Raw genomic sequence first — 18,215 nt, forward strand, 5'->3', positions numbered from 1 at the left:
GCTACCCCACCCGCCCCCACCGCTCCTCCAGCCCCCGCAACGCCCCCTCCGTCAGCTCCCCGTACACCTTCAACCGGCCTATCCCGCCGTCCGGATAGACGTCCAGCCGCAGATGCGTGGCGAGGACCCCGCCCCCCAGCGCGAAGCGGTGCACCGCGTCCGGCTCCAGGCGCGTCCGGGGAAGGATCTCCGACCACGCGCCCGCCGCGCCGTCGTCCCGGACCGAAATCCGCGCCCAGCCGGCCGAGTTGCCCTTCAGGCATCCCGTGTCGATCTCGACCGCTCGCAGCCCGGCGCGCCCCGCGAGCCGGTAGCGGACCCAGTCGTGGCCGCCGTCCCGGCGGCGGCGCGTCTCCCAGCCCTCGTCCATGCGGCGCGGGCGTCCGGGGAGGATCGTGCCGAGGGGGGCGGAGAAGAAGCGGTCGGAGGCGTCCTCGACGAGGCCGCCGTTCTCCAGGGCGGCGACGTCGAGGACGCCCAGCGCCCTGACCCAGGCCGGGTCCGGCACGGCCTCGCCGTGGATCCGCAGCCGGGCGACTCCCCCGTCGGGATGCTGGTTGAGCCGCAGGTGGGTGAAGCGCTGTTCGCGATGGACGGCGAAGGCGTTGGCGGCGTGGCCGCCGACGGGGGTGGGCGGCATCAGCAACTCCCAGTCGGCGTCCGCCAGTTCGGCCACGGACGGCGTACCGTCCACCGTCGCGGCCTCGATGCTGACCGCCTGCGGGTGGTTGCCTCGGAAGTGCGCGGTGTCGACGACGACGCCACGGACGACTCCCGGCGCCCCGAGCCGTATCAGCGCCCAGTCGTGGTCCCCGTCGTCCGGGTGCGGCGTCCCGGCCGAGACGCCGCGGCGCCGCCGCGTCTCCCAGCCGTCCATGATCTTGCCCTTGTGGCCGAACCGTTCGGGGTCGAAGCGGGCCGGCCCGGGGACGATCAGGTTCTCCCGTTCGGCGAAGAACTCGTCGTTGGCGGCGACCACCGCGCCGCCCAGCCGCCGGTCGGCCAGGTCGGGCAGACCGGCGAAGGGGACGGCGGCGGAGCGGTGGTCGGCGTACGGGTCGCCGCCGCGGTACGGCTCCGCGGCTCCGGTGAAGGACGTCACAGCGGTGAAGGCAGAGGTCACGCGCGCTCCAGAAGTCGTCCGGCGGGTCCGCCGAGGACACCGCGGTGGTGGATCCTGCGGCCGCGCAGCCAGGTGGACCGCACGACGCCGTACAGCGTCCGCCCCGCGTAGGCGGTGACCGGGTTGCGGTGGTGGAGGGCGGCCGGGTCGACCGTGAAGGTCTCGTCGGGGGCGAGGACCGCGAAGTCCGCGTCCCGCCCGGCCTCGACGGCCCCCTTGCGGGCCAGGCCCGCCAGCGCGGCGGGGGCGGTGGCCATCCAGCGGGCCACGTCGTCCAGGGCGTGCCCGCGCCGCCGCGCCTCGGTCCAGACGGCGGAGAGGCCGAGTTGCAGCGAGGAGACGCCGCCCCAGGCCCGCCCGAAGTCGGGGACCTTGAGGTCCGCGGTGCAGGGCGAGTGGTCGGAGACCACGCACTGCACGACCCCGGCGGCGAGGGCGTCCCAGAGCGCGTCCCGGTTGGCGGCCTCCCTGATGGGCGGGCAGCACTTGAACTCGGTTGCCCCGTCCGGGACTTCCTCGGCCGTCAGCGTCAGGAAGTGCGGGCACGTCTCCGCGGTGACCGGCAGCCCCCGGGCCCGGGCACCGGCGATCGTGCCCAGCGCGTCGGCGGACGACAGGTGCAGGACGTGGATCCGCGTGCCGTGGCGTCCGGCCACCGCGACCAGCCGCGCCACGGCCGCGTCCTCCGCCGCGTGCGGCCGCGAGGCCAGGAAGTCCGCGTAGCGCGGGCCCCCGGGCGGCGGCGCGGCGTCGAGCCGCCCGGCGTCCTCGGCGTGCACGATCAGCAGCCCGCCGAACCCGGCGACCTCCCGGGCCACCGCCTCCAGGTCGTCCGCGCCCAGGTGCGGGAACTCCTCCACGCCGGACGGCGAGAGGAACGCCTTGAAGCCGAAGACCCCCGCGTCGTGCAGCGGGCGCAGCTCCGCCCGGTTGCCGGGCAGCGCCCCGCCCCAGAAGCCGACGTCGACGTGGACCGCCGGCCGGGCCGCGGCGCGTTTGACGCGCAGGCCGGTCACGGTGGTCGTGGGCGGGACGCTGTTGAGCGGCATGTCGACGAGGGTGGTGACGCCCCCCGGCGGCCGCCGCCCGGGTGGCGGTGGCGAAGCCCTCCCACTCGGTGCGCCCCGGGTCGTTGACGTGAACGTGGGTGTCGACGAGGCCGGGCAGCAGCACGTCGTCCCCCAGGTCCTCGACCGGGACCCCGGGCGGTGCGGCGGCATACGGCAGGACGGCGGCGATGCGGCCGTCCGCGACGGCGACGGAGGCCGGGCGCGTCCCCTCCGGCGTCACGACCCTCGTCGAGCGCACCACCAGTTCCGCGCCGATCACGGGAGCCCCCTCGGCCGTCCGGCCCCGACGGGCCAACTGCCGCGATTCAACGTTTTGTTGAAGCGCGATGCCCCGCAGTCTCCGGCCGCCCGGGCGCACCCGTCAACCCCTCGCGGGACACCACCCGCCTCACCCGGCGCTTTCCGGATATCGGGAGAGTGGTTTCATGCGAACGAACCGAGCGTGAGCCACCGGCCACGGCCCGGTAGGCTGCACTACCACCCCACCCCCGGAAGGACCCGCGCCGTGCCCTCCTCCGCCGAGCCCAGAACCTCCTCCGCCACCGGAGGCGTCCAGTCCCTGGAGCGTGCCTTCGACCTGCTCGAGCGGATGGCCGACGCCGGCGGCGAGGTGGGCCTGAGCGAGCTGGCCACGAGCAGCGGGCTGCCGCTGCCCACCATCCACCGGCTGATGCGCACCCTGGTGGCCAGCGGCTACGTCCGCCAGCAGCCCAACCGGCGGTACGCGCTCGGCCCCCCGCCTGATCCGGCTCGGCGAGAGCTCCGCCCGGCTGCTGGGCCACTGGGCCCGGCCGTACCTCGCCCGCCTGGTCGAGGAGACCGGCGAGACGGCGAACATGGCGCTGCTCGACGGCGACGAGGTCGTCTACGTCGCACAGGTGCCCTCGCGGCACTCCGTGCGGATGTTCACCGAGGTGGGCCGGCGCGTACTGCCGCACACCACCGGCGTCGGCAAGGCGCTGCTCGCGCAGGCGCCGGACGACGAGGTGCGGGCGATCCTGTCCCGTACGGGCATGCCGGCCGCGACCGAGAAGACGATCACGACGCCCGAGGACTTCGTCGACGCCCTCGCCCGGGTCCGCGACTCCGGCTACGCGGTGGACGACAACGAGCAGGAGATCGGCGTCCGCTGCCTCGCGGTCCCGGTGCCCGACTCCCCCACCGCGGCGGCCATCTCCATCTCGGGTCCGGCGGGGCGGGTCACGGAGGAGGCGACGGAGCGGATCGTGCCGCTGCTCAAGGAGATCGCCGCCGAGCTCTCGGCCGCGCTCGCGACGACGGCGTCGGCCTGATCCCACTGACCATCAGGCCGTCCCTTCGGGCCCTTCGGGGTCCGGCTTCCCCTCGGCGTCCCCGCCGAAGCGGTCCACCGCCGCCCGTACGTCGCCGAGGGCCGGGGCCAGGGCGCTGACCGAGCCGACGGCGCCCGCGACCAGCAGCAGGGAGCGGCGCAGCCGGGAGAGCTCCGGCTCGCCCGCGCCCGCCATCGCGTCGAGTGCGGCGAGCTCGTCCTCGGCGGCGTCCCGGTCGGGTAACCGGGCGGGGTGCGCGGCGAGGGCGCGGCGCAGCCGGGACACCGCCGCGCGCAGCTCGACCGCTCTCGGATCCCGCTCGCCAGGACGGCCCGTCAGCTCCTGTTCCACCACTACGGCGCCTTCCGCCACGACTCTCCCCCTGCCCCACGCGCTCGCCCTGCCCCACGCGCCCGCCCGGATCAGTTAACGCCACTTTCCGTGCGCCGCGCCACACGGAAGGCGAAATTCAGGGCCGCCTCCTCACGGTCGGGTGACGAACGCGCGCACACCGCACACACGGCTCCCGCTCGTGCGGTGCAATGAGGCATGGCCGTGACGACGGATACGAACGCGACAGACGCGGAACTCCCCGTCGCCGGGCTGCTGCTGGCGGCCGGCGGCGGCCGGCGCCTCGGCGGCCGGCCCAAGGCGCTCCTGGAGCAGGGCGGACGCACGCTGGCGGAGGCGCGCGCTGGCCGCGCTGGCCGAGGCGGGCTGCGGACCGCTGCACGTGGTGCTGGGGGCGGGCGCGCGGGAGGTCCGCGCGCGCCTGGGCCGGGTGCCGTGCACCGTGGTGGACAACCCCCGCTGGGCGGAGGGCATGGGCTCCTCGCTGCGCGCCGGACTGGCCTCCCTCGCGGACACCGCGGCCTCCGCCGTCGTGGTGCTGCTGGTGGACCAGCCGTGGGTGGGCGCCCCGGCGGTGGCCCGGGTGCTGGCCGCGCACCGCGCGGGCGCGTCGCTGGTGGCGGCGGCGTACGGGGGCGGGCGCGGGCACCCGGTGCTGCTGGCCCGCCGGCACTGGGCGGGCGCGGCCGGGGCGGCCACCGGGGACCGGGGCGCCCGGGCCTATCTGGCGGCGCACGCGGACGAACTCACGCTGGTGGAGTGCGCGGACGTCGGGGCACCGGACGACATCGACACCCCCGCGGACCTCGCGCTCCTCGGCCCGCGTTCGCGACCAAAGCCGCAGCCGCAGCCGCAGCCCGGCCGGAAACCTCCCCCGGCCCCTTGATGTTCCGCCTCGCCCCATTGATGTTCCGTGATGAGGAATCTATATTCCGCAGAGCATTCGCGTGTGGCACCCCGTGCCACGCCGTCGTCCCCGACGAGGAGTGACCAGCCCATGCCCGCAGCAGCGCCGTCCCCGCTGACCGTCCTCGGTGCCCCCGTCGCACGGCAGGACGAGGTACTGACCGCACCGGCCCTGGAGTTCGTCGCCGCCCTGCACGAACGGTTCACCCCGCGCCGCGACGCGCTGCTGGCCCGCCGGGCCGAGCGGCGCGCGGAGATCGCGCGGACCGGCACGCTGGACTTCCTCGCCGAAACGGCCCACGTCCGCGAGGACCCCGACTGGCGGGTGGCTCCCGCGCCGGCCGCCCTGGAGGACCGCCGCGTCGAGATCACCGGGCCCACCGACCGGAAGATGACCGTCAACGCCCTCAACTCCGGGGCCCGTGTCTGGCTCGCCGACTTCGAGGACGCCTCCGCCCCCACCTGGGAGAACGTCGTCCTCGGCCAGCTCAACCTGATCGACGCCTTCGCCCGGCGCATCGACTTCACCAGCCCCGAGGGCAAGACGTACGCGCTGCGCCCCGACCACGAGCTCGCCACCGTCGTCGTCCGCCCCCGCGGCTGGCATCTCGACGAGCGCCACCTCACCGCCGGCGGGCGCCCCGTGCCCGGCGCCCTGGTCGACTTCGGCCTCTACTTCTTCCACAACGCGCGCCGGCTCGCCGCGTCCGGCAAGGGCCCCTTCTTCTACCTGCCGAAGACCGAGTCGCACCTCGAAGCGCGGCTGTGGAACGACGTGTTCGTCTTCGCCCAGGAGCGGCTGGGCCTGCCGCACGGCACCGTCCGCGCCACCGTCCTCATCGAGACGATCACCGCCGCCTACGAGATGGAGGAGATCCTCCACGAGCTGCGCGACCACGCCTCCGGGCTCAACGCCGGCCGCTGGGACTACCTCTTCTCCCTCATCAAGAACTTCCGTGACGCGGGCGAGCGGTTCGTCCTCCCCGACCGCAACGCGGTCACGATGACCGTGCCCTTCATGCGCGCCTACACCGAACTCCTGGTGCGCACCTGCCACAAACGCGGTGCCCACGCGATCGGCGGCATGGCGGCCTTCATCCCCTCCCGGCGGGATCCCGCCGTCAACGAGGCCGCGCTGGCGAAGGTCCGGGCCGACAAGGACCGCGAGGCGGCGGACGGCTTCGACGGCTCCTGGGTCGCCCACCCCGACCTCGTCCCCGTCGCCCGCGCCTCCTTCGACGCCGTCCTCGGCAGCCGGCCGCACCAGAAGGACCGCCTCCGCGAGGACGTCCGGGTGACCGCCGCGCAGCTGATCGCGATCGGCGGGACCGAGGCGCGGCCGACCTTGGACGGCCTCCTCAACGCCGTGGGCGTCGGCCTCCGTTACATCGAGGCATGGCTGCGCGGGCACGGCGCCGTGGCCATCTTCAACCTCATGGAGGACGCGGCGACGGCGGAGATCTCGCGGTCGCAGATCTGGCAGTGGGTCAACGCGGGGGTCGTCTTCGAGGGGGGCGAGAAGGCCACCTCCGCCCTCGTCCGCGAGCTCGCCGCACGCGAACTGGCCGAATTGCGACGGGAGCTGGGCGAGCAGGCGTACGCGGCCGGCCGCTGGCAGGAAGCCCACGATCTGCTGCTCAAGGTAGCGCTCGACGAGAACTACGCGGAATTCCTCACGCTCCCCGCATACGAACTGATCGACTGACACCGTGAATTGGCGCCGGGAATTGCTAGCATGACCCCATGCTGGATACAACGGCCGTTGTCGCGGTCAAGGTCCGCCCCTCGCCCGTCGCCGCCTGGTTCCACCGGCTGCTGACGCACCCCGTCGTCGAAGTGGACGGCCGGGAATACGCATCCGCCTGGGGCACCAGGGAAATTCCCGTCACCCCCGGCCCGCACCGCATCAGCGTGTACTTCCGTTACCGGGGACAGCACCGCGCCCGGCTGGCCGAGAGCAGCCGGGAATTCACGGCGGAGCAGGGGGTGCGGCGGGTGCACATCACCGCCCGGCTGGGTCCGCTCAACCACAGCCGGTTCCGCATCGGCGATCCGGTGGCGCACGCGTGACGAGGAAGGCCCGTCGGGAGGACGGGCCTTCCTCATTTCGTGTCCGTCAGAATTTCGTGTCCGTCAGACGGTGGCGACGGCCCGTACCGCCGCACCGCACTCCGCGCAGTGAACTCCGCTTTCGGAGACGGGCCCTTGGGCGTCACCGGTGTCCCGCTCCGGCGGACGCCGTCGGTCCGGCGAGGCGCAGACGATCGCGGAGCCGATCATCACCAGGGCGAAGCTCCACAGCCCCATGGTGAGGATGATCGAGCCGTGCAGGACGATGTCCATCACCATGCCCGCCTTGCGCCAGCGCTCCGAGGCCAGCAGGCACACCCCGATGGCGATCTCGATGACGAGCGCGCCCCAGGTCAGGGCGACCACGATCACGGCGTTTTTGGACAGCCACAGGAAGAAGGAGTCCCAGGGCCGGGCGACGCCGAACATGTTGTCGCGCAGGAAGTAGTACTCGGCCGTCCCGTTGGCCCAGTCGGCCACGCCGAACTTGGCGATGGCGGAGTCGAGATAGAGGTACGCGATCTGCACCCGCATGGCCAGGAAGGCGACGAACGACAGGGTCCGCCACGAGGGACGGGCGTCCCGCTCCGGCCGCTGCCAGTGCCAGGTGCGGTCGTCGGCCAGCCCGGCGGGGATCATCAGCAGCGCCATGATCATGCCCACCGACTCGCCGCCGTCGGGCACGGCGATGCTCACGGCCACCGAGTACGTGGCCCACGCGTGCGGAATCGCCGTCCAGCGCGGGCGGTAACCGCTGGCCACCACCGCCAGGATCACGATCAGCAGCCACCGGCGGGGCTCCATGCCCACGGCGTCACCGCCGAGACAGAGCGCCGAGGCCGCGCGGACGTGGTCGCAACTCGGGTAGTCCGCCATCCCGATGACCGGGATGAGCAACGATTTGACCGGCGCGAACAGCAGCACGCTCAGCTGCGCGAGGGCCATGACGGTACGGCCCGTGCCGAACCAGCGCGAGCGCAGGTCGTGCCGGGCGGTGCGCCGGGCGAGCCGGTCGGCCAGGGACTGTACGGCGGGCATCACTGCGGGCATCACTGGCATCGCACGTCCAGGTGAACGATGTGCACCACACGCTTGGTGTAGGGGACTTGGTTGCGGAAGCTCCACGGCACCGTCTTCTCCTCGGTGAGGAAGGCGTCACCGCACACGGTGGCCACGGGGCTGCTGTTGGTCACCTTCTGCGCCGGCCGGGCGGCCGCCTCCTTCATGCAGGGCTCCAGGAACCCGGCGCACGGGATCCAGTGCGTGGTGGCGGCGGCGTTCAGGAAGCCCAGCTCGGGGCCCTGCGCACGCTGGGTGCGCGAGAGCCCGAAGAGGTTGGAGGGATCCCCCTGCGGGGTGGCGAGCAGGCTGCGGACGGACCCGTCCCGCCCGTAGGCGTAGATGCCGCTCTGCCCGTTCTGCGGGTTGCGGGTGAAGAACGCCCAGTTCTCCGGCGTCACGGTGTTCAGCACCGTCCGCGCGCCCTTGGAGTGGCGGCTGCTCAGCGCGTTGGTCGGCAGCGTGTAGAAGAGCGCCGTGGCCAGATAGCCGAAGACGGCGAGGCAGGCGACGCTGAACAGGGCGAGTTGGCGGACCGAGCCCTTCCCGGGCTCCCCCGGCTCTCGGTTGGTTGTCGGTGGACGTGCTGGCCATGCGGCGCGATCCCTCTGCGGTGCGGGAGCTGTCGGTCGGGGTGGTCGCGGGGCCCGCCGTGCCGCCCCCTCCGGAGGGGGCGGCACGGCGGAACCGTCACCGCTACAGGGACTCGGTCACCGCGGACACCATGGCGTCGGCGTCCAGACCGTTGGACTTCTGCAGGTCGAAGCCGTAGCTCACCGCCGAGGGGACGACGACGAGGGCGACGGCCACCTCGGTGGCGCCGGCCACGTTGGCGTAGGCCAGGGCGTTGATGGCGCCGACGACGTTGAGCTCGATGAGGAAGTTCGCGTCGTGCCAGATCTTGCCGTTGGCGACGCTCGGGTTCTTGGCCGTGATCCTGCTCTTGGCGATGACGGCCTTGATGTCGTCACCGAGCCGCTCCATGCCGGCCTTGGCCTGGAACGGGTCGTTGATCTGGACCGCGACGGTCACCTTGTCGTGGAAGTCCGCGTCGGACTTCCGGAGCTCCTTGGTGAAGTCCGCGATCTGCGCGAGCGTCACCTTCTCGTTGTCCGCACCGCGGTGCGAACGGATCATCCTGGCCAGGTCCTGGTGCTCGTCCGCGGCCTTGCCCTTGCCGAAGACGAGGAGGCCGACGATGTCCTCGTCGGAGTACTTGACGTGGTGCTGGGCGGGCGCCGAGGCGACCTTGGCCGGGGCGGACGAGGACGAGGCGGCCTGCGCCCCGTAGGCGCCGCCGAGGGTCAGCACGGCGGCGGCGCAGACGAGCGCACCGGTCTTCTTGAGATTCATGTGTGCGATACCTTCACATAGTCGTTGTCAAAGCGCTCCGCCGGTCGGGGGCAGGCGTGACCGGCACTCCGCTCGCTGGCAGGCGGGAACGCGGAGCGTCGGGTGCACGAATGTCCCGTACGGCGGGGTCGGGGCCATGGGCTCGGTGAGCCCGCGGCCGGCGGCGTACCGGACCGGTGGCGGAGATCCTCTCCGTCACCGGCCGAAAAGTGCGACGGGTGGCTCAGACGGCGCGGTGAATTCCGTACCGGAATTCCCGGGAAAAGGCCGGGGCCGTCAAGGGAGTGTCAACACGGCAGACACCGCGGGAAATGCCCGCATGGAGACGGGAGTTCATGGGTACCACCTCAAACGAGCCGAATACCCTGACACCGAAATCCATCTCCCCCCTGAGATTCGACGGCCCGAGCACACCGTCGCCCATTCATCGTGGCACGACGGCCCACCGCGATCAACAGCTCGCACCACGACTTGACATGCTCTTGATCTAAGATCAACTTCAGCCGCAAACCGGCGATTTCACGCCATCGCGCGGAGGCCGTCACGCGGAGCACATCACGTGGCCATCGCCCCGAATGCCACGAACGCGCAGATCACCACCGCCAGCACCGCCAACAGCGGCCACACGAACCGCAGATACCGGTCGTATCCCACCTTCGCCAGCGAAACCCCGCCCACCACCACCGCCGTCGTCGGCACCCACAGGTTCATCCAGCCGCTCGCCGCGGACCAGGCGGTGACGACCACGGAGCGCGAGACGCCCGCGAAGTCCGCGAGAGGGGCCAGGATCGGCATGGCGAGGGTCGCGTGGCCGGACGAGGAGGGGATGAGGAAGGCCAGCGGCAGATTGACGATGAAGACCATGACGGCGAAGGCGGCCGCGGCGGTGCCGGCGACCGCGCTCTCGACCGCGTGGAGCACGGTGTCCGTGATCCGGGCGTTGTTCATGATGACGGTGATGCCCCGGGCGAGGACGATCGTCAGCGCCGGGGAGACGAAGTCCCCGGCCCCCTGGACGACCAGCGAGCTCAGCCGCTGCTCGCCGAGCCGGGCGACCAGCCCGACCAGGACCGCGGCGACCAGGAAGAGCGCCGCCAACTGCGCGAAGGACCAGTCGAGTTCCCAGCCGTAGGGAGCGGCGTCCGCCCGCCCGGTGAGAGCCCCCGCCCAGGGGATCACCGAGAAGATCATGAAGAGGAAGACCAGGGCGACCAGGACGAGCACGGCCCTCTGGAGGCCGGTGAGCGACGGAGGCTCCTCGGCCGCCGCGGCCAACTCCCGGTCGCCGGGCAGGAATCCGACGAGGGAACGCTCGGGACGGGTGCGGACCCGGTGCGCGTACCGGACGACGTAGCCGATGGTCACCGCGGTGAGGACGAGCCACATCGCGAACCGCAGCGCGATCCCGTCCCCGAGCGAGACCCCCGCCGCGGACGAGGCCACTCCCGTGGCGAAGGGGTTGACCGTGGAGGCCAGCACCCCGACCCCCGCCCCGAGGATGATCGCGCCGGTGGCGACCATCCGGTCGTAGCCGAGGGCCAGCATCAGCGGCACGAGCAGACCGTAGAAGCCGAGCGTCTCCTCGGCGAACCCCTCGACCGTGCCGAGCAGCGAGAAGACGGTCATGACACCGGCGATGAGCAGCGCGCCGCGGGTGCGCAGCCGGTGGGCGAGGCGCTCGATCCCGCGGTCGAGGGCGCCGGTGGCGAAGACGACGGTGATGAACGCGCCGATGGCCAGGACGAAGAGGAAGACGCCGGCGCTGCCGTAGAGCGTGCCCGCCGCGTCGGGGGCGACCTGCCCGGTCGCGGCGTCCCGCACCCCGTAGAGCCCGTTGACCGGGGCGAGGAAGAGTTCGCCGAGGCGGTGCACGAAGTCGCCCGGGGCGGCGGCGCGGTGGTAGGTGCCCTGGACCGGGTCGCCGGCGGGGGTCCGCCGGTAGGTGCCGGCGGGGATGACGAAGGCGAGGGCCCAGACGGCGATCGTCACGACGGCCAGGACGGTGAGCGCGCTGGGGAAGACGAACTTCCGCCCCTCCCCCTTCCGCCCCTCCTCGGATCGCTGCTCCAGCTCCATGATGGGCCCCTCTCCGCACAGGCGGTCGGTGAGAATGCCCCGAATTATCGCTAAATCGCCCGCTTCTCCTCGGTCGCCACGCGGGGCGGCGGCACCTCCCCGGCCGCCCGGCCCCGCCCCCGGCCGAGGTGGTGGAAGGCCAGGTTGAGCAGGACGGCGGTCAGACACCCGGCGCTGACGCCCGAGTTCAGGACGGTGCGCAGGGCCTCGGGGACGGCCGGGCCGTAGAAGTTCCGGGAGACCACCGGGATCAGGCCCATGCCCAGCGAGACGGCGGCGATCAGCAGGTCGTCACCGTGGTCGAGCCCGGCCTTGACGAGCACCCCGATGCCGCTCGCCGCCACCGTCCCGAAGAGCACGAGGCCCGCCCCGCCCAGCACCGGCTGCGGAACCAGCGCGATCAGCGACGCGAAGGCCGGGCTCAGGCCGAGGACGGTGAACATCAGCCCGCAGGCGGCGACGGTGAAGCGGCTGCGGACCCCGGTGAGCGCCACCAGCCCGATGTTCTGCGCGAAGGCGCTGTTGGCGAAGCCGTTGAAGAGCGGGCTCAGCGCGCTGCCGAGGGTGTCGGCGCGCAGCCCGCCGGCGATGGTCCGCTCGTCCGCCGGCCGCTCCACGATCTCGCCGAGCGCCAGCATGTCGGCGGTGCTCTCGGTCATGCAGACCAGCATGAGGATGCACATGCTGACCACCGCGGCGAGCTGGAGGTGCGGCGCCCCGAAGTGGAAGGGCTCGGGGAAGCCGACGAGGGCCGCGTGCCGGGTGACGCCGGTGTGCACGGCGCCCGCCGGGACCGCGAGCAGGGTGCCGGCCACGAGGCCGAGCAGGATCGCGATCTGCCGCGGGAAGCCGCGCAGCAGCCGGCGGAGGAGCAGCACGATCGCCAGGGTGGCCCCGGCCAGCCCCAGAGCGGTGCCGGAGGCGGACCGATTCGGGTCGCCGCCCTGGATCCAGCCGAAGGCGACGGGGAGCAGGCTGAGGCCGATGAGGGTGATGACCGTGCCGCTGACGACGGGCGGGAAGAAGCGGACGAGCCGCCCGAAGTACGGGGCGAGGAGGAAGCCGAGCACCCCGGCGACCATGACCGCGCCGTAGACGACGGGCAGCGCGTCGCGCTTGTCGGCCTGCTGGTCGGCGACGGCGAGGACGGGGGCGACGCCCGCGAAGGAGACGCCGTTGACGAACGGCAGCCGGGCGCCGACCTTCCGGAAGCCGATCGTCTGGAGGAGGGTGGCGATGCCCGCGGTGAAGAGGGCTGCGCCGACGAGGAAGGTGACCTGCACCGGGGAGAGCCCGATGGAGGAGCCGATGACCAGCGGCGGGGCGACGACGCCCGCGTAGCTGGCGGCGACGTGCTGGAGCCCGGTCGCCAGGAGCTTGCCCGGGCGGGGCAGTTCGTCCACCGGGTGGACGGCGGCGGGTCGGGAGGCTGTGGCCACGAGGGGGGTTCCTCCTGTCGTGAGGACGACGGGTGCGGGACCGGGGCCCGCGCCCCGGCCCCCGCCGTGGCCGAGGGCCGTCCCCCTCGGCCGGTCTGCGGCGTCCGGCGGATCCGTGCCGGTCCGTCGGACACCCCTTCGGTCCCCTTCAGTCCCCGGCGGCGATCCGGGCGAGGCGCCGGGACTCGTCGCGGGCGCGGCGGGCGATGCCGTCCTCGTCGGCGGTGACGAGCCGGCCGTCCTCGACGACCGTCCGGCCGTTGACGAGGGAGAGGGTGACGGGCGCGGGCGGGCCGAGGACGAGGGCGGCCACCGGGTCGGCGATGGTGGAGTGCCCCAGCCCGTCGAGCCGCCACAGCACCAGGTCGGCGAGCTTGCCCGGCTCCAGCGAGCCGAGGTCGTCCGCCCGGCCGAGGACCCGCGCGCCGCCGTGCGTCCCCAGCCGCAGTGACTGCCGTACCGTCAACGCGCCCGACCCGCCCGCGAGTCGGTGGACGAGGAGGGCGTTGCGCAGTTCGGTGTGGAGCTCGCCGGTCTCGTTGGAGGCCGTGCCGTCCACCCCCAGGCCGACGGGGACGCCCGCGGCGAGCAGGGCGGGGACGGGAGCGGTGCCGGCCGCGATGCGGGCGTTGGAGGAGGGGCAGTGGGCGACGCCCGTACCGGTGCGGGCGAAGGCGGCGATGTCGGCGTCGCTCATGTGGATGCAGTGGGCCATCCACACGTCGTCGCCGAGCCAGCCGGTGGAGTCGAGGTAGTCGGTCGGGCCCATGCCGAACCGCTCCTTGCAGAAGCGCTCCTCCTCGACCGTCTCCGAGCCGTGGGTGTGCAGCCGCACGCCCTTGCGGCGGGCCAGCACGGCGGCCTCCCGCAGGAGTTCGGTGGAGACGGAGAACGGGGAGCAGGGCGCGACGCCGACGCGCAGCATGGAGTCGGCGGACGGGTCGTGGTGGGCGTCGATGGCCGCCTCGGTGGCGGCGAGCGCCTCGTCGGTGGTCTCGACGGCGAAGTCCGGCGGCAGCCCGCCGGCGGACGCGCCGAGGTCCATCGACCCCCGGGTGGGGTGGAAGCGGACGCCGAGCTCGCGGGCGGCGCGGATCTCGGCGCCGAGCAGGTCCCCGGCGCCGCGCGGGAAGACGTAGTGGTGGTCCATGGCCGTGGTGACCCCGCCGCGCGCCATCATGGCGAGGGAGGCGCGGGCCGCCTCGTACACCATCGGCCCGTCGATGCGGGCCCAGACCGGGTAGAGGGCGGTGAGCCAGTCGAACAGCCCGGAGTTCTGGGCGAGTCCGCGGGTGAGCCACTGGTAGAAGTGGTGGTGGGTGTTGACCAGGCCGGGGGTGGCGAGGTGGCCGGTGCCGTCGACGCGCCGGACGACGCCGTCCGGCGACTCCGGCGCGGGGCCGGGTCCGACGGCCTCGATCCTGTTGCCCGCGACGACGATGTGCCCCGAGGGGTGTTCGGTGTCGTGGGCGTCGACGGTGGCGACGGCGCAGTTCTCGATGACGGTGCGCGGGGGCGGTGCTGTCACGGTGGTTCCTCCGGGCGGCACGGTGGGGGTCACGGACGGGCCGGGTGCACCGGTATGCGCTGCTCCGCTCCGTCGCGCAGCACGGTTGCCTCGATGAGACCGTAGGGCCGGTCGGCCGCGTAGTAGACCTCGTTGTCGTTCTTGAGGCCGAACGGCCCCAGATCGACGAGGAAGTGGTGCTTGTTGGGGAGGGAGAGGCGTATCTCCTCGACCTCCGGGAGGTGTTCGACGACGCGGGCGCCCATCGCGTAGAGCGTCTGCTGGAGCGAGTACGAGTACGTCGCGGCGAAGGCGTGCAGCAGGTGCTCGCGGGCGCGGGCGTACGAGGCGTCCCAGTCGAGGCCCGTTCCCGCGTACCGCCAGCGGGCGTTGACCTCGGTGGCGAGGACGCGGTCGCGCGTCTCGGGCAGCGTGGTGTAGCGGTCCTTGACGTAGCCGTGGAACTCGGAGTCGGTGGAGTTGAGCACCACGAGCCCCTCCAGCCCGGAGACGACCTCCCACCCCTCGCCGTCGTGGTGGATCTCCGCCGTGCGGGTCTCCCGTCCGGCGCGGACGAACGAATGCCGGGCCCCGTCGGCGTCCGGTGCCCCGATCCGGTCCCAGGCGTACTCCTCGACACGGATCCGCGCCGAGCGGATCGACTCCTGGCTGGAGACGAAGTGGCGGGCGAGCCGCATGCCGAACTCCTCGGCGGACGCGATCCCGTGCTCCTTGGCGAAGGCGAAGACCGTGTTCTTGGTGGCGTCGGTGGTCAGGACGTTGGCGTTGGAACCCGTGAGATGGACGTCGTCCATGTCACCGGAGAGCGAGACGGAGACGTTGAGGTCCTTGAGGTGATGAGTGGTGCCGTTCCGGCTGATCCTGACGACGCGGGTCTCGGCCTTGCCGTACTGGTTCTGGCCGAGCACCGCCCGGCGGGGTTCTGTGGTCATGTCCGTGCTAGCTCCCTCGGTAGACGGAGTAGCCGAAGGGGCTGAGCAGCAGCGGCAGATGGTGATGTTCGCCGGGGGTGACGGAGAGGACGGCCGTCACCTCCGGGAAGAACGCCGCGCCTCCGGCGGGTTCACGGGTCAGGTGGGGCTCGGTCTCGAACTGCAGCCGTGCGTGGGTGGCGTCCGCCGGGAGCGGCGGCAGCCGGACGCAGCGTCCGTCGGCGTCCGTGACCGCGCTGCCGACCTCCCGCCAGGGGCCGGAGCCGGTACGGGCGGCGAGCGCGACGGGGACTCCGGCGGCGGGCCGGCCGGCGGCGGTGTCCAGGACATGGGTGGAGACGGTGGCGGCGTCCGCCCCGGCGAGGGCGGCCAGCCGCAGCCGGTTGATCTTCGCCAGCTCCGCGCGGGCGATCCCCCCCTTCCTTCCCGGGCGGGTTGGTGATCCGGCGTCGGACGGCGTCGCGCAGCTCGGCCGCGGTGAGCCCGGCGGCGCAGACGAGGAAGACGTGCCCGAACTTCTCCTGGTAGGCGAGGTTCAGCCCGAGCATCTCGGCCCGCAGGTCGTCCGGGGCGTCCGCCATGCCGCGCTGTTCGCGGGCCGAGCGGTCGTCCCCGGCGGCCGGGCGGCCGATCGGGGGGTGTGCGGACATCGCCTCCGCGAGGTCCGCCGCGTCCAGGGCCGCGACCGCCGCGTCGGACGCCCCGAGCAGGGTCCGTACGTCGGGGTACGGGCGGTGCGCCAGGAGCGCGCCGGCCCAGGCGGTGCTCGCGCAGATCTCCAGCAGCGCGCCGCGGGCCGCGCCGCCCTCCATCGCGTTGAACCGGGCCAGCCCCGGTGCCGAACTCGCAGTCACGGGAACCTCCGTGGCGCTCCTCGCCGCACTCCGACCGAGCTGCGGACAGCTAACGCCCTCGCGAACGGGACGTCAACAGTTTGTTGAAAACCCTTTGCCGAAGACAGAACTGTCGTTCGCGCAACCGGAAGTTGGAGCCCACGCACCGGCCACTCCCGGCGCCGTTCCGGCTCCGACCGGGCGGCCCGAGCCGCACGTGAAGTCGCGGCAGTCTCGGTGCGCTCGGGGCGACTGTGACCGACCGGGCGGGCGGTGTCGGTGTTCGAGCCGACTCCGTGGACGCGGAGCAGCCGGAGACCTCGGCGAACAGGCGGCCATGAGGTCCACGGGGTTGGTCACCATGACCATGAGCCCTGCATATTGGGACGGGGGAACCCAGCACCTCGCTCATGTCCTCCACCAGCCGCAGCGGCTCGGGCGTCAACCCCTACACCAGACCCTACAGTTCGGTCCTCGGCAGATCTCTGGGACCTGATGCCCGGTGGCGGGTACGTTCGAGGTTGAGAGTCCCTGGAACGGAGTGATCAGCCATGCAGTGGAGCGACTACACCAACGGCGAGCGCATCAAGATCCTTCGCGGCAAGGACGTCACTCAGGCCGCCTTGGCGGAGATGACGGGCCTGTCCGTCGTCACGATCCAGAAGGCCGAACAGGACAAGCAGCTGTCCCTCAACACCCTGATGAAGATCGCGAACGCGCTCGGCGTGGACACCTCCGTCATGGTCGGCCAGCAGGCTCCCCGCCGGGCAATGGCCCAGTCCGACCGCACGATGATGCGAACCCTCTCGCAGACCGTGCACGACACCGCGGCCGGCCTGCTTCCGGACTCGATCGCCATGGACGAGGCCGCTGCCGTGCGGCACGGAATCGACAGGTGCTGGAACCTGTACTGGAAAGGCCACTACACCGAGGCCGGTGCGCTGGTGGTGCCAATCCTTCCGCAGGCCGCCGCCTACCTGCGCGAGCAACCCGTGGGGGGACAGAGCTGCGCCTGGGGACTCATGGCCGACGCTTACCGATTGGCGGCGTACGTCGCCAATCTCATGGGGGCGCGGGATCTGGCCTACTCGGCGATCGGCCACGCTCAAACCGCGGCGGACCGGTCCGGCGACGAGTTGCAACCGGCCCTCGTCGCCTCCGGGCGGGCATGGGTGTACCTCCGCGACGCCCGACTGGGCGACGCCCTCTCGCTGGCGGAGAAGGCCGCAGTGGATATCGAGCCGAGGTTCTCCCGCGCGACGATGGAACAACTCACCGTCTACGGGTCCCACATCAACTTCGCGGCGGTCGTGGCAAGTCGCAGGGGAGACAAGGACCTGGTCAAGAGCTACCTCTCGCAGTCGAACGCAACAGGCGCGCGCATGGGGGGCGAACACCGGGCACGCGGGACCCTTTTCGGGCCGATGACAGCGGACACCCAGGCCGTGGGGATCGCGGTGGCCCTTGGACAGACGGGGAAGGCCCTGGACCTGATCAGGGGCATCCCGGAGGATAGGTTGAGCGCCCTTACCGAAGCCGCCCGCAACCGCTACGCGATGGACAAGGCCATGGCCCAGGCCGATGCACGGCTGTGGGACGCCTCCCTCGACACCTTGGAGAAGGCGCTGGTGGAGGCCCCGGTGTGGGCGCGGCACCAGGCCCTGCCCGGTGTGATCGTCCAAAAAGTCGGACGGGCTTCGACGGCAAGAGTCCGCCGGGTGTCGGCGCTGATCGGTGTACGCCCCGGTGTGGATTCCGGCTTCGCTCCGGCAACGAGCAGGACCGCCCTGTAGAGGGCAGGTCATCGACGGCAAGCGGACTCGTACACGGCGTACGAGTCCGCTTGTTTCATTGATCAACGGTCGCCCATAGCATACGAGTTGACTGATGGCGACTTCACCGAGTCGTACACCTGGTTTCTTCCAGCTCCCTCCAGGGCGGGGCATGGTGTGCCGTATGAATCAGTCGCCCTACACGGCTCGTCGTCGCAACATCGTGAATGCGTCCAGCGGGTACCCCGACCGGATGCAGGTCGTGTTGTACGCCCTGATCCACGATGGCGGCAGTAGCCCCAACATGGTGTTGGACCGCCTGCGTCGGCACGCCGAGGCTCGCGATTGGGTCGTGCACAGCGCCTTCTTCGACATCGCGGGCCTGACCAGCGCCCGGGCGGAGCGGCACTC

At 72.4% G+C, this 18,215-nt stretch carries 14 protein-coding genes and 4 pseudogenes; 6 read left to right on the forward strand and 12 right to left on the reverse strand.

Translation table 11 applies throughout. The annotated features are described in order from the left end of the window. Position 1 precedes the first annotated feature (1 nt). The gene (gene alc, locus ABD794_RS13435) at positions 2-1,123 is read right to left on the reverse strand and encodes an allantoicase (RefSeq protein ID WP_344963353.1); all 1,122 of its coding nucleotides are present in this window, start codon (positions 1,121-1,123) and stop codon (positions 2-4) included. Beyond that, a pseudogene (gene allB, locus ABD794_RS13440) lies at positions 1,120-2,452 on the reverse strand (allantoinase AllB). Before allB ends, alc begins: the two are co-directional and overlap by 4 nt. 246 nt (positions 2,453-2,698) lie before the next feature. Here allB and ABD794_RS13445 point away from each other — a divergent pair. Beyond that, positions 2,699-3,485, forward strand: a pseudogene (locus ABD794_RS13445) (IclR family transcriptional regulator). A gap of 12 nt (positions 3,486-3,497) precedes the next feature. Here ABD794_RS13445 and ABD794_RS13450 read toward each other — a convergent pair. Further along, positions 3,498-3,857, reverse strand: coding sequence for a DUF5955 family protein (locus ABD794_RS13450; RefSeq protein WP_344963355.1), 360 nt, complete (start codon positions 3,855-3,857; stop codon positions 3,498-3,500). Positions 3,858-4,034: 177 nt separating this feature from the next. Here ABD794_RS13450 and ABD794_RS13455 point away from each other — a divergent pair. From ABD794_RS13455 to ABD794_RS13465, 3 genes and pseudogenes are all read left to right on the forward strand, one after another. After that, positions 4,035-4,722, forward strand: a pseudogene (locus ABD794_RS13455) (nucleotidyltransferase family protein). 111 nt (positions 4,723-4,833) lie between these two features. Further along, positions 4,834-6,447 carry a malate synthase A gene (aceB, locus tag ABD794_RS13460; protein WP_344963356.1) on the forward strand — a complete coding sequence of 538 codons (1,614 nt, stop codon included), beginning with the start codon at positions 4,834-4,836 and terminating at the stop codon, positions 6,445-6,447. Between the two features lie 38 nt (positions 6,448-6,485). Further along, positions 6,486-6,812: a hypothetical protein gene (locus ABD794_RS13465; RefSeq protein ID WP_344963357.1), complete on the forward strand. Its 327-nt coding sequence runs from the start codon at positions 6,486-6,488 to the stop codon at positions 6,810-6,812. A 63-nt stretch (positions 6,813-6,875) separates the two neighbouring features. On the opposite strand, the gene ABD794_RS13470 is transcribed toward ABD794_RS13465, so the two are convergent. The 9 genes and pseudogenes from ABD794_RS13470 to uraD all read right to left on the reverse strand — a co-directional run. Next, positions 6,876-7,850 carry a sporulation-delaying protein SdpB family protein gene (locus ABD794_RS13470; protein ID WP_344963359.1) on the reverse strand — a complete coding sequence of 325 codons (975 nt, stop codon included), beginning with the start codon at positions 7,848-7,850 and terminating at the stop codon, positions 6,876-6,878. A gap of 11 nt (positions 7,851-7,861) precedes the next feature. After that, positions 7,862-8,551: an SdpA family antimicrobial peptide system protein gene (locus ABD794_RS13475; protein WP_344963360.1), complete on the reverse strand. Its 690-nt coding sequence runs from the start codon at positions 8,549-8,551 to the stop codon at positions 7,862-7,864. 16 nt (positions 8,552-8,567) lie between these two features. Continuing rightward, positions 8,568-9,224, reverse strand: coding sequence for a sporulation delaying protein family toxin (locus ABD794_RS13480; protein WP_344963361.1), 657 nt, complete (start codon positions 9,222-9,224; stop codon positions 8,568-8,570). A 555-nt stretch (positions 9,225-9,779) separates the two neighbouring features. Next, positions 9,780-11,300, reverse strand: a complete 1,521-nt coding sequence (locus ABD794_RS13485; RefSeq protein WP_344963362.1) for a YfcC family protein — start codon at positions 11,298-11,300, stop codon at positions 9,780-9,782. 50 nt (positions 11,301-11,350) lie between these two features. Next, on the reverse strand, positions 11,351-12,739 hold the full coding sequence (locus tag ABD794_RS13490; RefSeq protein ID WP_344963363.1) for a nucleobase:cation symporter-2 family protein: 1,389 nt from the start codon (positions 12,737-12,739) through the stop codon (positions 11,351-11,353). A gap of 148 nt (positions 12,740-12,887) precedes the next feature. Then, positions 12,888-14,267 carry an 8-oxoguanine deaminase gene (locus ABD794_RS13495; protein WP_344963365.1) on the reverse strand — a complete coding sequence of 460 codons (1,380 nt, stop codon included), beginning with the start codon at positions 14,265-14,267 and terminating at the stop codon, positions 12,888-12,890. Positions 14,268-14,296: 29 nt separating this feature from the next. Beyond that, on the reverse strand, positions 14,297-15,199 hold the full coding sequence (gene pucL, locus ABD794_RS13500; protein ID WP_344963367.1) for a factor-independent urate hydroxylase: 903 nt from the start codon (positions 15,197-15,199) through the stop codon (positions 14,297-14,299). A gap of 7 nt (positions 15,200-15,206) precedes the next feature. Beyond that, entirely contained in the window at positions 15,207-15,572 is a 366-nt protein-coding gene (gene uraH / locus ABD794_RS13505) for a hydroxyisourate hydrolase (RefSeq protein WP_425586014.1), read from the reverse strand. Beyond that, positions 15,546-16,053 (reverse strand): annotated as a pseudogene (gene uraD, locus ABD794_RS13510) (2-oxo-4-hydroxy-4-carboxy-5-ureidoimidazoline decarboxylase); the annotation flags it as partial. The gene uraH and the pseudogene uraD, both read right to left, overlap by 27 nt. 530 nt (positions 16,054-16,583) lie before the next feature. On the opposite strand from uraD, the gene ABD794_RS13515 reads away from it, so the two are divergent. Then, complete coding sequence (locus ABD794_RS13515; RefSeq protein WP_344963369.1) at positions 16,584-17,825, forward strand: helix-turn-helix domain-containing protein; 1,242 nt, start codon at positions 16,584-16,586, stop codon at positions 17,823-17,825. Between the two features lie 163 nt (positions 17,826-17,988). Beyond that, positions 17,989-18,215, forward strand: a 227-nt coding sequence (locus tag ABD794_RS13520; protein ID WP_344963371.1) for a hypothetical protein, incomplete at its 3' end; no start/stop codon positions are given.

This window comes from Streptomyces thioluteus (genome assembly GCF_039535865.1).